Source organism: Streptomyces spongiae (assembly GCF_009377185.1).
GTDB classification, from domain to species: Bacteria; Actinomycetota; Actinomycetes; order Streptomycetales; family Streptomycetaceae; genus Streptomyces; species Streptomyces spongiae.
This window is the reverse complement of sequence record NZ_VJZC01000216.1, coordinates 1-14,776: the sequence shown is the minus strand read 5'-3', so window position 1 is coordinate 14,776 and position 14,776 is coordinate 1. Positions and strand designations below refer to the sequence as shown.

Sequence of the window (14,776 nt, the reverse complement as noted above, 5' to 3'; positions counted from 1 at the left end):
GCCCGGAACGCCTCCCGCGTCGAGGCCGGGATCAGCCGTCGGCGGCACCCGGGCACGGCTGTCGATAGGGTCGCACCGCGCGCCGCGCTATGGCGAAACGGTGCGTCTCCGACGGGCCGTCGTAGATCCTGAACGGCCGCACCTCCCTGAAGAGGCGGGCCAGTGGGGCGTCGGCGGCCGAGATGCCGAGCGCTCCGCAGATCTGAACCGCCCGGTCGACCACCCGGTTCACCGCCTCCGCCACGAAGGTCTTGGAGACCGAGGTGAGCTGCGAGGCGGCGGCGGAGCCGGTGTCCAGCTCCCAGGCGGTACGCAGGATCAGGGCGCGACTCGCCTCGATGTCGATCTCGGAGTCCGCGAGCATCTGCTGGACCATGCCGAGGTCTCCCAGCGCCGAGCCGAACGCCATACGGCTCCCCGCCCGTTCCAGCGCGACGTCCTGAGCGCGGCGGGCAGCTCCCAGCCAGCGCATGCAGTGGGTCATCCGGGCGGGACCGAGCCGGACCTGGGCGCCTTCGAAGCCGCGGTCCACCGCGCCGAGCACCTGCTCCTCCCCGACGACGCAATCCTCGAAGAGGATCTCGCTGTGCCCGGCGAAGAGCGACTCGTCCAGCGTCTCGATCGTCCGGACGACGCGCATGCCGGGGGTGCCGGCGTCGACCAGGAACATGGTGGCGCCGCCCGGGTCACCGGGGCTGCCGGAGGTCCGGGCCATGACGATGGTGAAGCCGGCTCCATCGGCACCGGTGATGAACCACTTGCGCCCGTCGAGGCGCCAGCCGCCCGGAACCCTGGTCGCGGTGGTCCGCAGGGAGCGGGGATCGGCACCCGCTCCCGGAGCCGGCTCGGTCATGGCGAAGCAGGACCGTGTCCCGCCCGCCGCGAGCGGACGCAGATACCTCTGCTTCTGCTCCTCGGTGGCCACCTTCTCCAGGAGGTGCATGTTGCCCTCGTCCGGGGCCGCGCAGTTCAGCGCCAGCGGTCCGAGCAGCGAGTAGCCCGCCGCCTCGAACACCACCGCCTGCCCGCGCAGGTCGAGCCCGTGGCCGCCCCACCGCGTCGGCACATGCGGAGCGAACACACCCGCCTCACGGGCCGCCTTCTGCAGGGTTTCCCGCAGCGCCTCGGGGGCGTCGTGCACGGACCCTCCGCATTCGCGCTCGACCGGGATGACCACCTCGCGCACGAACTCGGCGGTGGAGGTGGCGAGTCGGGCAACAGTGGGATCGACATCGAACTGGATGGGCACGAGACCTCCCGCCGACGGGCGTACGGGCATCGGCGCCCGGCGCGTCCTAGAAACTGTATAGCCTCTTCAGTATCTTGCTGGGAAGTCCCGGCGACGGGAAGACGACAGGAGAAGCACCCATGAGCCTCCCCGTGAGCAACGGACCGGTCCGGATCGTCCGCCACCCGGACCGGGTCGTCGAGCTGAGACTGGACGATCCGGGGCGGGGCAACGCCCTGGATCTGAGGACGGCCGAGGCACTGCGGGACAGCGCCTTGGAGGTGGCCGCGGACCCGGGCGCCGCGGTCCTGCTGCGGGCGGCGGGCGGCAGCTTCTGCGTGGGGGGTGACCTGCGTGCATTCGCCGGTCGCGGCGCGGAGACCGGCGCCTACGTACACGCCGTGGCGAGCGCCGCGCACACCGCGATACTCACTCTGCACGAACTCCGGGTGCCGTTGGTGACCGCCGTACGCGGCGCGGCCGCAGGCGGCGGGATCGGTCTCGCCCTCGTGGGCGACATCGTCATGGCGGCCCGGTCCGCGCGGTTCCGGCTGGCGTACACCGCCATCGGGCTCACGCCGGACTGCGGGGCGTCATGGTTCCTGCCGCGCCTGGTGGGCCCGCGCAGAGCGGCGGACCTGATCCTGACCAATCGGGTCCTGACCGGCGACGATGCCGAACGGTGGGGCCTGGTCTCGCGGTCGGTGGACGATGGGGAACTGGACGACGTGGCGTATCGGACCGCGGCCGACCTGGCCGCCGGCGCCGGTGACGCGCTGTACGCAGCGAAGGGTCTGCTGCGCGCCGCCGCCGGTGACGAGCTGCGCCGTCACCTCGCAGAAGAGGCGCGGCTGATCTCCGCTCTGGCGGACGGCCGGGAGGCACAGGACCGCATGATGACGTTCCTCGCCGCGGGCAGCCGCCCGAAGGTGGGCAACAACCGGGCCGAGGTCAGTGACCCGGAAAGTGTTTCTTGAGTCCCTCTTCACTAACCTGCCCGGCGGGGCGTAACCTCCGGGCAACACAGAATCGAAGGACCGGTCACCACAGAACCGGGGAAAAGGTGTGGCGATGCAATCTGCTGCCGTGGGCCTTCCGAACGCATCCGACGAGCCTCTCACCGAAGCCGTCGTCGACCTCGTTCTGCGTGGTATGTGGCGCGGCCGGGCGGAGTCCGAGCACCGTCCGCTGGTGGACGCCGGGCTGGCGATGGTGAAGGGGCCGGTGGTGCTGCCGACCGAGCGCGCCAAGACCGCCGCCGCGCAGATCCTGCGGGTTCCCGCGGGCTCCGAGCAGGAGAAGCGGATCACCGCGGCGTACGAGGCGTTCCTGCCGGTCAACCGGAAGATCCGCGACGTCTGCACGGCATGGCAGTGCCGCCCCGACGGCACGGCCAACGACCACTCCGACGACGTCTACGACGCCGGGGTGCGCGAGTCACTGGAAGACGTGCACGAGGCCATCCAGCCCGTGCTGCGCCGGCTGGGCCAGGTGCTCGCGGGCAGCGGACAGTACCTGACGGCCCTGGAGGACGCCCTCGACCGCTTCGACGACGGCGAGCCGGAGTGGCTGGCCTCGCCGCTGTGCGACTCCTACCACACCGTGTGGATGCGGCTGCACCAGGAGCTGCTGCTCGTACTGGGAATCAGCCGGGCCGAGGACGAGGCCCGTGAAGAGGAACTGGTCGCCAGGAGCCGGGGGTGAGCGTCACCGACCGCGAGGCGGGTCCGCTCGCACAGGCCGGGGCGCCCCTCGCGCCCTCCGGCACCTCCGAAGTCTCCGAAGCCTCCGGGACCTCCACGACCTCCACGACCTCCGCGACCTCCGCGACCTCCGGCAGGATCCTGGTGCCCTACGGGCAGGGACGGATCCGCGGCCTCGGCGCCGACGAGTTGGGCGCGCACGGCGCGGCGATGGACCGGCTGGTGGCCCTCGGGCTGCCGGTCGTGCCGGGGCTCACCGTGCCAGCCGGCGCCGCCGCGTCGCTGTGCGAGCCCGACACCGCCGAAGCCGCCGTGGCCCTGGTCGAGCAGTTGTCGGGGCGGCGCATAGGGGACAGGGCCCGGCCGCTGCTGCTGCGCCTGTCGGCGAGCGCGCCGACCGACATCGCCGGACTGCCGCCAGACCTGGCCTGTCTCGGCGTCTCCCCCGCCCGTGCCGACGACCTGTGCGCCGTCATCGGGCGTGAAGACGCGCTGTACGAGGTGTGGGCCGCCACCGTGCGCATGATCGCCGAGTACGCCCTCGACGTGCCCGGTGCGGTGCTCGACGACGCCCTCCTGGACACGCCCGGGCCGCGGGCACGGGTGGAGGTGCTGCTCTCCCTGGTGGCGGAGCACGGCTCCCGGCCCTTCCCCGACGACCCGGCGCAGCAGCTCGCGCTGGCTGCCCGTGCCCTCCTCGGCCGGTGGGACGCGCCGCGTGCGAGAAGGTCCCGCCGGGCCCAGCGGCTTCCCGCCGATCTGGCCGTCGCCCTTCACGTGCAGGCCCTGCGCATCGGCCCGGCGGACCACTCGGGCTACGGCACGGCGGTCAGCCGCGATCCCGAGACCGGGCGCCTCTCCCCCCGGGGCACCTTCTTCCGGGGTGTGCGCCGCAGCGCCCCGCCGCCGCACACCGGTGAACCGCTGGACCGGCTCGCGGGCGGCACCGCGCTGCTGGAGCACTCCCTGGTCACCCTGGAGCGCCATCTGCGCGCGCCGGTTTCGGTCGACTTCGAGGTACGCGACGACGAGATCTCCCTGCTCGCCGCCTCGGCACAGGTCCGCCCGCCGCTACGGGCGTCGGTCTGTCTGGCCGCGGACCTGGCCCAGGAGGGGGCGCTCGGCCGCGAGGAGGCCGTACGGCGGGTCACGCCCGCGCAGGTGCAGGAACTGCTGCACCCCCAACTGCGGCTGACCGGCGGGGAGGAGTTCCTGACGAGAGGGCTGCCCGCGTCCCCGGGGGCGGCGACCGGCGCGGTCGTGCTGTCCAGTGAGCGTGCCCTCGAACTGGCCGCGGACGGGACTCGGGTCGTACTCGTGGCCGCCGAGACGACCCCGGCGGACGTTCCCGGGATGCTGGCCTCCGCCGCCGTACTGACCGGCAGTGGCGGTGTCGCCTCGCATGCCGCCGTGGTGGCGCGCGGCGCGGGCAAGCCCGCGGTGTGCGGCGCCGAGGGGCTGCGCGTGGACCAGGCAGCCGGGACGGTCCGCTTCGGGGAACGGGTGGTGCGCGAGGGCGACGCGGTCTCGCTGGACGGCCGTACGGGGGCCGTCTACGCGGGAACGCTGAGCGTCAGCGTCGCCGGCCCGCCCCCCGAACTGTCCACCCTGCTGCAGTGGGCGGACGGCATGCGCCGACTGGGCGTGCGAGTCAACGCCGACACGGCCGCCGAGGTGGACACCGCCCTCGCCCTGGGCGCGGAGGGTGTCGGGCTGTGCCGTACGGAACACCAGTTCCTCGGCGAGCGGCTGCCGCTGATCCGCCGGGTACTCCTGGCCGCCGACCCGACCGCCCGCGACGAGGCGCTGCTGGCGCTGGAGCACGCCCAGCACGAGGACTTCCACGCGCTGCTGGCCGCGGTCGGGAACCGGCCGGTGACCGTGCGCCTGCTGGACGCCCCGCTGCACGAGTTCCTGCCCGCCCCCGGACAGGCCCTGGACGCGGCCGAGGAGCAGCGGGCCGCCGCGCTACGCGAGGCGAACCCGATGCTCGGGCTGCGCGGTGTGCGGCTGGCGCTGCTGCACGAGAGGCTCTACCCGGCGCAGGCCGAGGCGCTCTTCACCGCCTGGACCGATGTCGCCGCCACCGGAGTCCGTCCGGATCTGGAGGTGATGGTCCCGCTCGTCAGCCTGCCGGAGGAACTGGCCGCCGCGGCCGCGTACGTACGCGATGCCGCCGCCGCGGTCGCCGCCCGCACCGGGGTGGAGGTCCCGTACCGGCTCGGCACGATGATCGAGACCCCGCGGGCCGCGCTGCTGGCCGGCGAACTCGCCGAGCACGCCGAGTTCTTCTCCTTCGGCACCAACGACCTCACTCAGCTCACCTATGGTTTCTCCCGGGACGACGTCGAGCGCCAAGTGCTCACCGCGTACCAGGAACGCGGGTTCCTGACCGCCAGCCCGTTCGCCCGGCTCGACCCCCACGGGGTGGGCGCCCTGGTCGACCTGGCGGCCGAGCGCGCACGGAGCGTACGGCCCGGGATCAAGCTGGGCGTGTGCGGTGAGCACGGCGGGGACCCTGAGTCGATCGCCTTCTGCGACGACCTCGGGCTCGACTACGTCTCCTGTTCCGCGCACCGCGTGCCGGTGGCCCGGATGGCGGCCGCGCACAGTGCCCTGCGGGAGCGGCGCGACGAGAGCGGGAGCACACGATGACGAGCACCGTGGCCGACGGCACGGCCCTGTCGGAGGCAGAGTTGGAGGATCTGCGCGAGACCGTTCGGTCGGTGTGCGCGGATGGCGGCGGCACCGCCGCGGTACGCCGGCTGCCCGAGGAAGCCCCCGGCATCGACGCCGGGTTGTGGGACGCCCTCGGCCGGAAGGTCGGCCTCGCGGCCCTCGGCCTGCCCGAGTCGACGGGAGGCATCGGCGGCCTCGCCGAGATCGCCATGGTCTGCGAGGAACTGGGCAGGACGCTGGCGCCGGTACCGCTGCTGTCCTCCACCGTGCTGGCCGGGCAGGTGCTGGCCGGCTGCGGTACGGCCGACAAGGCGCTGACCGACCTGGCCGAAGGCACCGTGCATGCCCTGGCGGTGGCCGCGCCCGACGGGACGTGGCGGGCCGACGCCGTGCCGGTGGCCGTCACCTGGCAGGGCAGCGTCCCGCTGCTGGACGGCACCGCGCCATTCGTCCTCGACGGCGCCGACGCCGAGGCGCTGGTGGTGGCCGCGGCCGGGACCGACGGCGTGGACCTCTTCCTGGCCGACCCCCGCGAACCGGGGGTCATGGTGCGCCGGGTGCCCACCCTTGACCTCAGCCGGGGCCAGGCGGTGGTCACCTTCCGCGGTGCCCGGGCCAGGGCACTGACCGCCGGCGGCGAAGGGGCGGACGTCGTCTCCCGCGCCCTGGACGTGGCCCTGGTGGCTCTGGCCGCCGAGCAACTGGGCGGAGCGCAGGCCGCGTTGGACATGACGGTGGCCCATGTGCGCGACCGTACCCAGTTCGGCAGGGCGATCGGCGGCTTCCAGGCGGTCAAGCACGCCTGCGCCGACATGCTGCTCCAGGTCGAGGCCGCACGGTCGGCCGTGGTGCGCGCGGTCCGGGCGGACGGCTCGCCTCAGGCGCTGGCCGAGGCGGCGGCGGTGGCACAGGCGTGGTGCTGCGAGGCGTTCGTCTCCGTGGCCGCCGAGTGCGTGCAGTTCCACGGCGGGATGGGCTTCACGTGGGAGCACGACGCACACCTGTACTTCCGGCGCGCCCAGTCCGACGCGGTCCTGCTGGGCGGCGCCGCACACCATCGGGAACGGCTGGCCGGACTGCTGGGCTGGTGACGTGGAAGGCGGGACGACATGACCACCAGGCTCATCGACGAGTCGTTGTTCGAGGACGTAGAAGACGTAGAGGACATCGAGAACGTCGAGAACCGGGCGTTCGACGACGGGCACGCGCCGCGGCTCGCGGGCGCCCGCTGCTCCGGGTGCGGCACCGTCGTCTTCCCCCGGCAGGACTCGTGCCCCAGGTGTGCGGACGGGGCGATGTCCACGCGGGTACTGCCGGTGAGCGGGCGCGTGTGGTCGTGGACGCTGCAGGCGTTCCCGCCGAAACCCCCGTACCGGCCGCCGACCGGTGGCCATCAGCCGTACCTCGTGGGCTATGTGGACCTCGGTGAGGTGCTGGTGGAGGCGCTGCTGGCGGTACCGCGCGCGGACATCCGGATCGGTCTGCCGGTCCGGCTCACGACGGTGCCGGCGTATTGGGACGAGGACGGAACCGAGGTGGTGACCTTCGCGTTCCACCCGGAGCGGGACGGGGAGCGATGAGCCGGTCCGACGACGTGTACGTGGTCGGATGCGGCATGCATCCCTTCGGCCGCGACGAGAGCGTCACCGGAATGGACATGGCCGAGCGTGCGGTACGCGAGGCGCTGGCCGACGCCGGCGTCGCCTGGGAGGACATCGGGTACGCGGCCGGCGGCTCCGACGTGTCCGGCAAACCCGACACACTGGTGGGCCGTCTGGGCCTGACCGGAGTGCCGTTCGTCAACGTGCAGAACGGCTGCGCGACCGGTGCCTCCACGGTGCTCGCGGTGGCCAACGCGCTGCGCGCGGGCGAGGCCACCCTGGGACTGGCGGTGGGGTTCGACAAGCACGAGCGGGGCGCGTTCCACGTCTCCGCGGCCCGCTACGGTCTGGGCGACTGGTACGCCGAGACCGGCATGATGCTCACGACCCAGTTCTTCGCGCTGAAGACCCAGCGGTACCTCTACGAGCACGGACTCTCCGAGCGGGCGCTGGCGATGGTGGCCGCGCGGGCCTTCCGCAACGGCGCGCACCACCCCTTGGCCTGGCGACGCAAACCGCTGACGGAGCGGGAGATCCTGGACTCCGCCGAGGTCAGTCCCCCGCTCACGCAGTACATGTTCTGTTCGCCCGGACAGGGCGCGGCGGCCCTGGTACTCGCGCTCGGCGACCGCGCGTTCGACCTGTGCGAACGCCCCGTCAAGCTGGCGTCGCTGGCCTTCCGGACCCGGCGGTTCGGTTCGTTCGAGGTGTTCTCGCCCTGGCTGCCGCCGGGACCGCACCACAGCCCCAGCGTCGACGCGGCGGATGCGGCCTTCCGCACGGCGGAGGTGCGGCCCACGGACGTACAGGTCGCCCAGTTGCAGGACACCGACAGCGGCTCGGAGCTGATCCACCTGGCCGAGACCGGGCTGTGCGGCCACGGCGAGCAGGAGGAGCTGCTGGCCGGCGGGGCCACCGATCCCACGGGCCGGATACCGGTCAACACCGACGGCGGCTGTCTGGCCGGCGGGGAGCCCGTCGGCGCCTCCGGGCTGCGTCAGTTCCACGAGGTCGTACGGCAGTTGCAGGGCCGGGCGCCCGGTGTGCAGGTCCCGGGCGCTCCCCGGGTGGGCTTCACCCATGTGTACGGGGCGCCGGGGATCAGCGCCTGCTCGGTCCTGACGATATGAGAGGCGGCGAGCAACTCATGCAGCACGGTGACAGAACCGCACTCGTGACCGGCGGGGCACGCGGAATCGGCCTGGAGATCGGCCGACAGCTCGCGGACCAGGGGCTGCGGGTCCTGATCGGGGCGCGAAAACCGGCGGCCGCCGAGGAAGCCTGCCGCACCATCGGCCCGGCGGCACTGCCGCTGGCCCTGGACGTGACCTCCGCGACGAGCGTCAGCACAGCGGTCCGGGAGGCACTGGAGCTGACCGGCCGTATCGACGTCCTGGTGAACAACGCGGGAGTGTCCCTGGACGGGGAACTGCGGCCCCCGTACGTCGATGAGGGCATCCTGCGCGCGACACTGGACACGAACCTCACCGGCGCCTGGCTCATGGCGGAGGCCGTCGTCCCGGGCATGGTGGAAACCGGCTACGGACGGGTCGTGAACGTCACCAGCTCGTACGGTTCGCTGGCGCTGATGGACTCCGGCCGACACCCCGCCTACCGGATCTCCAAGACGGCGCTCAACGCCCTGACCCGTATGCTCGCGGCCGAGCTGGCCGGCACGGGCGTCCTGGTCAACGCCGCCGACCCCGGCTGGACCCGCAGCGGCATGGGCGGTCCGTCCGCCCCGCGCGGGCCGGAGGATGGTGCGGACACCCCGGTCTGGCTGGCGACCCTTCCCGAGGGCGACGCGACGACGGGCGGGCTGTTCGCCGACCGCGTGCCACTGCCCTGGTGAACCGTCTCAGGTCTGGGACGGGGCCGGCTTCATCGGCTTCTGCTCGGCGGCGACGATGCGCAGCGCCAGCGCCCTGACCGCCTCCAGCACGGACCGGGAGGGCAGCTGGGACAGCGGTCCTCCCTCCGCCCGCAGCGCGGTGACGAGCATGGTCGTACTGATCAGCGTCCGGACCGCGAGCGCCTGTGCGGCGTGCCGTGCCTTCGCCGCCCGGGGGCTGCGCGTGGTGCCCTCGGGCAGATAGTCGTAGCCACGCTGGATGTGGCGCTGCTCGAACTCGTCCCGCAGCACCTTGACGCTGCCGTTGGCGGAGGCGACCTGGACCTGGTAGAGGCGGGCCTCGTCCGGGTTCTGCTCCACCCACTCCCATACGGCGTCGATGACGCGGACCAGGCCCTCCGCATCCCCTGGCTCGGACTCCGGCCGGGCCGCCTCCACGACCGCGTTCAGCTGGTCGAAGACCCGGCGCATGGCGAGTTCGAGCAGTTCTTCCTTGCCGTCGAAGTGGTAGTAGACGGCCGTGGGGACCACCTTGGCCTCGTCCGCGATGTCCTGGATGCTGGTCTCCGCGAACCCGTTGCGGCCGAACACCCGCACGGCGGCGGTGATGATGTGCTGCCGCCGCGAGGGTCGGTGGGCGGGCTGCTTGCCGTTCTTCGTGGTGGCCATCATGCTCCCTGCCGACTGCCGTGAACCCCGGGTCCCTGAGCCCTGCGTACTGACTATCTTATCCAGTAACTCCAACCGAAGGGCGGCATAATTCCTGCTGTTCGCACGCCTCTGGAACACCGAGGCCACGGCATACTTGACACCATGACGACATCCGGAACCCGCGCCGCTCACCGCCCGTCGCGCAGGCAGTGGGTGATCGAGGCGGCCACGGAGTTGTTCGCCACCCAGCCGCCGGACGAGGTGACGGTGGCCGACATCGCCGCTCGTGCGGAGATGACCTCGGCAGCGGTGTACTACCACTTCTCCTCCAAGGACCAGGTCCTGGGAGAAGCCATGCGGGCGTTCGCCACCTCGCTGCGCGAGCAGTTGGAGGCGCTCACGGAGGCCCATGAGCCCGGATCGGACCTGGGAGCGGCGGTCACCACGCTGCTGGCCTGGATGGGCGAACACCGGTCTGCCGCCACCGTGTTCTTCGTGTCCTCGGCCGGCATGAGCCAGGAAGCGGAGGCGCTGCGCCAGGAGAGCCGTACGGAGTTGCTGAACGAGCTGGTGCGGCTGATCCGCAGGGCCCGCGAGTCTGTGTCCGACGCCGAGGCGGCGGTGATCGGCCTGGGTCTGCTGGCGCTGCTGGAGACGGCGGCGATCTCTCAGGTCCGGGGCGACGACGTCTACCGGTCGCTGGGACACCGCTTCTTCGTCCGCGAGGTCGGCGATCTCGCGGAGCGGATCGCCGACCCGGCCACATAGGACTCGGAAACAAGCCTCGGATCACACCAGCAGGCGGAGGGGCTTGCGCAGCAAGTCACCGACCGTGCGCAGATATTCGGCTGCGGGTGCCCCGTCGACGGCACGGTGGTCGAAGGTGAGGCTCAGGGTGAGCACCCTCGTCCGCGACGGCCGGTCGTCCACCCACTCGACACCGTCCCTGAGCCTGCCCACCCCGAGGATCGCGACATTGCCGGGATTGATCACGGGCGTGAAGAAGTCGACCCCGTATCCGCCGAGCGAGGTGACGGTGAAGGTGGCCCCTTCCAGCTGTACGGGGGAGATCCGCCCTTCGCGCGCGGCCTGGGCCAGGGATTTCGACCGGCGGGCGATCTCGGGCAACGGCAGTGTCGCCGCGTCCTCGATCACGGGGACCATGAGGCCACCTGGAACGGCCACCGCGAAGCCCAGGTGGATGTCGTCGAGCAGATGGATGCCGTCCTCCCGCACCGTCGCGTTGAGCAGCGGGTGCCCGCGCAGGGCCAGGGCCGCGGCCTTCAGCAGGAAGTCGTTGATGCTGGGCACCGGCAGTTCGCCGTCGGCCCACTCCTCCTTGAGCCGGTCCCGCAGGGACACCACGGCGTCCATCCGCACCTCGTAGCCGTGCGTGAGCTGGGCCATCTCCTGGAGGCTGGCATGCATCCTGCGGGCGATGGTGCCGCGCATCCCGGTGAGCGGGAGGACGTCGCCGGGCTGAGGGGCGCCGTTCCGGCGAATGGGCGCCGCAGTGGCGGCGTCGAGATCGGACCGTCGGATCCGGCCGCCCGGACCGGTGCCGTTCACCTCGGAGAGGTCGATGCCCCGCTCCTTCGCCAGCTTGCGGACCAGCGGCGAGGAAGGGGTACCGCCCGCCGGGACCAGTGCGACGAGGTCGCCGGGGAGGGCAGCGAGGAACTCCTCCACGTCCTCCGAGACGATCCGGCCGCCCGGCCCCGTGCCGCGTACGGCGGTGAGGTCGACGTCGGCGGCCGCGGCGACCCGCCGGGCTTTCGGCGAGGACAGAAGCCGGTCACCGGTGCCGTTGACGGAGGGCACGGCGGCGGCACCGCCGGCGTCGGGGGCCGCGCCGGTGCCGGTGAGGGGAGCCACGGCTCCCGCACCGGCAGCAGGAATGGCGCCCGTACCCGCACTGGTACCGGACCCGGCTGCCGTGTCCGCGCCGGCCCCGGACCCGGTGGGCGTCGGCGCGCCCTCCGCCTCCGGTGGCTGCTCTCCCTCGGCCAGCAGCCAGCCGATGAGGGCCCCGGCCGGCACAGTGGCCCCCGCCGGGACAACCGGGTGGAACAGTCCCCCGGCCTCCGCCTCGACGTCCACGTCGACCTTGTCGGTGGCCAGCCGCAGCAGTGCGTCGCCCTCCGCGACGGCCGCGCCGGTGGGCACCAGCCATTCGTCGATCGTGCCTTCCTGCATGGTCAGGCCGATCTTCGGCAGCAGAACCTCGACCGCCACGTCGGTCACGACCTTTCGAGGAGGCGCCGGCAACCCTGGGCGATGCGGGCGCGATCGGGCACGTACGCCTTCTCCAGGACGGGAGAGAAGGGCACTGGGGAGAAGGGGGCGCCGATGCGCAGGACCGGCGCGTCCAGGTAGTCGAAGGCGGCGTCCTGGATCTGGGCGGCGATCTCCGCTCCGAGCCCGCCGAAGGTGACGGCCTCGTGCACCACGAGCACCCGGTTGGTGCGGCGGACGGAGGCGAACATCGTCTCGGTGTCCAGCGGCTGCACGGTGCGGGGGTCGATCACCTCGACCTCGACGCCCTCGGCCGCGAGCTCGTCGGCCGCCGCGAGGGCCTCTCCGACCATGCGGCCAAGGGCGATCACGGTGACGTCGGAGCCCTGCCGCGCGATGTGCGCCTGGCCCAGCGGGATGCCGTAGATCTCCTCGGGCACCTCGCCGGAGCTGCCGAGCAGGACCTTGTTGAGCATGACGACGACCGGGTTGTCGTCCCGGATGGCCGACACGGTCAGGCCCTTGGCGGTGTACGCGTCGCACGGCATCACCACCTTGAGGCCGGGCACGTGGGCCAGCCATGCCTCCAGGCTCTGGCTGTGCTGGGCCGCGGCGCCGAGACCCGCCCCGGAGGCGGTGGTGATGGTGAGCGGCACGGACAGCCCACCGCCGAACATGTACTTCATCTTCGCCGCCTGGTTGACGATCTGGTCGAGGCAGACACCGATGAAGTCCATGAACATCAGGTCGACGACGGGGCGCAGCCCCCGGGCGGCTGCTCCCACGCCGAGGCCGACCAGGGCGGCTTCGGAGATCGGGGTGTCGATCATGCGGCGGGGGCCGAACTCGTCGAGCAGGTTGTCGAACATGCGGAACACGCCGCCGTATCCGGCCACGTCCTCGCCGGCGACGAAGACGTTCTCGTCCTCACGCATGGCCTGCGCGAGACCTTCGTTGAAAGCCTTGACGTAGGTCAGCTTGCGGGAGGCGGCGACCGGGGGGCCGGCCGCTGCTTCGGTGGTGGTGGTCATGGCGGTCATCCCGAGTAGACGTTGAGCAGCAGGTCGGCGGGGTCGGGCAGCGGGCTCGCCTCGGCGTACGCGACGGCCTCGGCGATCTCGTCGCGCGTGCGCTGCCATACCTCGTCCAGCTCCGCACGGGTCGCGGTGCCGTCGGCGACAGCCCGGGCCTCGATCAGGTCGATGGGGTCGCGGGTCTTCCACTCGGCGACCTCCTCGTCCGAGCGGTAGGGGTGGCGCAGGCCCTTGACGCCCTGGTGGTCGAAGTAGCGGTAGGTCTTGGCCTCGATCATCATCGGGCCCTCGCCGGCGCGGGCCCGTGCGACGGCCTCGGTCGCGGCGCGATGGACGGCGACCGCGTCCATGCCGTCGACGATCTCGCTGGGCATGCCGTAGGCGGCGGCCCGGTCCGCGACATCGGTGAGGAGCATGTGCCCGGACTGCGGGGTGAACTCCGCGTAGCCGTTGTTCTCGCAGACGAAGACCACGGGCAGGCCGAGGATCGCGGCCATGTTGGCGCCCTCGTGGAAGGCGCCGATGTTGGTGGCGCCGTCGCCGAAGAAGGTCACGGCGACGCTGTTCTCGCCCTTGTACCGGGCGGCGAAGGCGGCGCCCACGGCGATCGGGACGCCCGCGCCGACGATGCCGTTGGCTCCGAGCATGCCGCGGGTGAGGTCGTTGATGTGCATGCTTCCGCCGCGGCCGAGGCAGGCGCCGGTGCCCCGGCCGTACAGCTCGGCGTACATCTCGCGGAACCCGACGCCCTTGGCGACGGCGTGTCCGTGGCCACGGTGGGTGGAGGTGATCTGGTCGTCGTCGCGCAGGGCCGCCATCACGCCGGCGGCCACGGCTTCCTGGCCGACATAGAGATGCAGGAAGCCGGGCAGCTTGCCCGCCTCCATGAGCTTTCCCGCCTCCGTCTCGAACAGCCGGATGCGGACCATGCGCTCGTGCAGGTCCCTGATGACCTGCGTGCTGACCTGCGCGGATTTCTTCGACGCTGTTGACGCTCGTTGAGCCATCGTCCGCCCCTTCGCCCGAGGGAAGTTGCCAAGCAATCGGACTTACTTGTGCCGGTCTACAGTAACCAGCAGGGGGCACCTTACTGAACAGAGTCTCTAATTACTATGCCCTGGGCCCGAGCTGTCGGCCCGCGGGTCCACCAACTCCACGGCATTGCCCTCCGGATCCGCCCAGAAGCTGATCCGCCGGCCGCGCGTCCGGACGACGACCGGGTCCGACAGCGGCCGGGCGCCCGCGGCCGGCAGTGCCGCCACCACTGAGTCCATGTCGTCGAGATGGAAGGTGAGATACGACAGCCCCGGACGCCCGACCGGCAGGGCGCACGCCGCCGCCGACCCCGCCGCCTGCGCCGACACCGGCGCCGACCGGGGAAGGATCAACTTGACACACCCCCCGGAGGGCACCCGCAGCCAGACGACCACCAGCTCACCGCCGAGCCCGGCCGGACCCCCGATGGACTCCGGTATGCGCGAGCGACGCTCGGCGCAACAGCCGAGCACGTCGCAGTAGAAGCGCTCCATCAGCTCCAGGTCCCGCACCACCACGCCTACCTCGAACGGCAGGGTCATGACCATCACACCCACCCCCACGGGGCACCGAGCGGCAACTTCGACACTTTCTATTGACAGACCACACTAAGTCCTGTTGTCGTTTCGGACACAACCCAGCTGTCGCGTTCCGAAGCCGGTCACCGGCTCGCGGCTGGGAGGATTGTGAGGACATCGTGGTCCAGACCAGCTCGCCGGAGATTCGGGAAACAGGCGCCGAGCGCAGGTCGCCGGTCT

The 14,776-nt window shown here is 72.1% G+C and carries 14 protein-coding genes; 8 read left to right on the top strand and 6 right to left on the bottom strand.

Translation table 11 applies throughout. From position 1 onward, the window contains the following. Positions 1–31: 31 nt before the first annotated feature. Positions 32–1,249, bottom strand: coding sequence for an acyl-CoA dehydrogenase family protein (locus FNH08_RS26005; protein WP_322725389.1), 1,218 nt, complete (start codon positions 1,247–1,249; stop codon positions 32–34). 119 nt (positions 1,250–1,368) lie between these two features. Between FNH08_RS26005 and FNH08_RS26000 the strand changes: the two genes are divergently transcribed. From FNH08_RS26000 to FNH08_RS25965, 7 genes are all read left to right on the top strand, one after another. Beyond that, on the top strand, positions 1,369–2,205 hold the full coding sequence (locus FNH08_RS26000; protein WP_152773967.1) for an enoyl-CoA hydratase/isomerase family protein: 837 nt from the start codon (positions 1,369–1,371) through the stop codon (positions 2,203–2,205). Positions 2,206–2,299: 94 nt separating this feature from the next. Continuing rightward, positions 2,300–2,932, top strand: coding sequence for a hypothetical protein (locus FNH08_RS25995; RefSeq protein ID WP_152773966.1), 633 nt, complete (start codon positions 2,300–2,302; stop codon positions 2,930–2,932). Then, positions 2,929–5,586 carry a putative PEP-binding protein gene (locus FNH08_RS25985; RefSeq protein WP_322725387.1) on the top strand — a complete coding sequence of 886 codons (2,658 nt, stop codon included), beginning with the start codon at positions 2,929–2,931 and terminating at the stop codon, positions 5,584–5,586. The genes FNH08_RS25995 and FNH08_RS25985 overlap by 4 nt, the downstream gene beginning before the upstream one ends. Next, positions 5,583–6,701, top strand: coding sequence for an acyl-CoA dehydrogenase family protein (locus tag FNH08_RS25980; RefSeq protein ID WP_152773965.1), 1,119 nt, complete (start codon positions 5,583–5,585; stop codon positions 6,699–6,701). Before FNH08_RS25985 ends, FNH08_RS25980 begins: the two co-directional genes overlap by 4 nt. 18 nt (positions 6,702–6,719) lie before the next feature. Continuing rightward, a complete protein-coding gene (locus FNH08_RS25975) occupies positions 6,720–7,190 on the top strand; it encodes a Zn-ribbon domain-containing OB-fold protein (protein ID WP_152773964.1) in 471 nt (156 codons plus the stop codon). Beyond that, the gene (locus FNH08_RS25970; RefSeq protein WP_152773963.1) at positions 7,187–8,341 is read left to right on the top strand and encodes a thiolase family protein; all 1,155 of its coding nucleotides are present in this window, start codon (positions 7,187–7,189) and stop codon (positions 8,339–8,341) included. Before FNH08_RS25975 ends, FNH08_RS25970 begins: the two co-directional genes overlap by 4 nt. Positions 8,342–8,385: 44 nt before the next feature. Further along, a complete protein-coding gene (locus tag FNH08_RS25965) occupies positions 8,386–9,063 on the top strand; it encodes an SDR family NAD(P)-dependent oxidoreductase (protein WP_322725386.1) in 678 nt (225 codons plus the stop codon). A 6-nt stretch (positions 9,064–9,069) separates the two neighbouring features. Here the strand turns inward: FNH08_RS25965 and FNH08_RS25960 are convergent, their stop codons facing one another. Then, a complete protein-coding gene (locus FNH08_RS25960; protein ID WP_152773961.1) occupies positions 9,070–9,735 on the bottom strand; it encodes a TetR/AcrR family transcriptional regulator in 666 nt (221 codons plus the stop codon). Between the two features lie 141 nt (positions 9,736–9,876). On the opposite strand from FNH08_RS25960, the gene FNH08_RS25955 reads away from it, so the two are divergent. Continuing rightward, complete coding sequence (locus FNH08_RS25955) at positions 9,877–10,482, top strand: TetR/AcrR family transcriptional regulator (RefSeq protein WP_152773960.1); 606 nt, start codon at positions 9,877–9,879, stop codon at positions 10,480–10,482. Between the two features lie 21 nt (positions 10,483–10,503). Here FNH08_RS25955 and FNH08_RS25950 read toward each other — a convergent pair whose 3' ends face one another. From FNH08_RS25950 to FNH08_RS25935, 4 genes are all read right to left on the bottom strand, one after another. Then, entirely contained in the window at positions 10,504–11,958 is a 1,455-nt protein-coding gene (locus tag FNH08_RS25950) for a dihydrolipoamide acetyltransferase family protein (protein WP_322725385.1), read from the bottom strand. Continuing rightward, complete coding sequence (locus FNH08_RS25945; RefSeq protein WP_152773959.1) at positions 11,955–12,980, bottom strand: alpha-ketoacid dehydrogenase subunit beta; 1,026 nt, start codon at positions 12,978–12,980, stop codon at positions 11,955–11,957. The genes FNH08_RS25950 and FNH08_RS25945 overlap by 4 nt, the downstream gene beginning before the upstream one ends. 5 nt (positions 12,981–12,985) lie before the next feature. Continuing rightward, positions 12,986–13,990: a thiamine pyrophosphate-dependent dehydrogenase E1 component subunit alpha gene (locus tag FNH08_RS25940; protein ID WP_228034349.1), complete on the bottom strand. Its 1,005-nt coding sequence runs from the start codon at positions 13,988–13,990 to the stop codon at positions 12,986–12,988. Between the two features lie 96 nt (positions 13,991–14,086). Further along, positions 14,087–14,560 (bottom strand): VOC family protein, encoded by a 474-nt coding sequence (locus FNH08_RS25935; protein ID WP_228034348.1) that lies wholly within the window; start codon positions 14,558–14,560, stop codon positions 14,087–14,089. Positions 14,561–14,776: the final 216 nt, after the last annotated feature.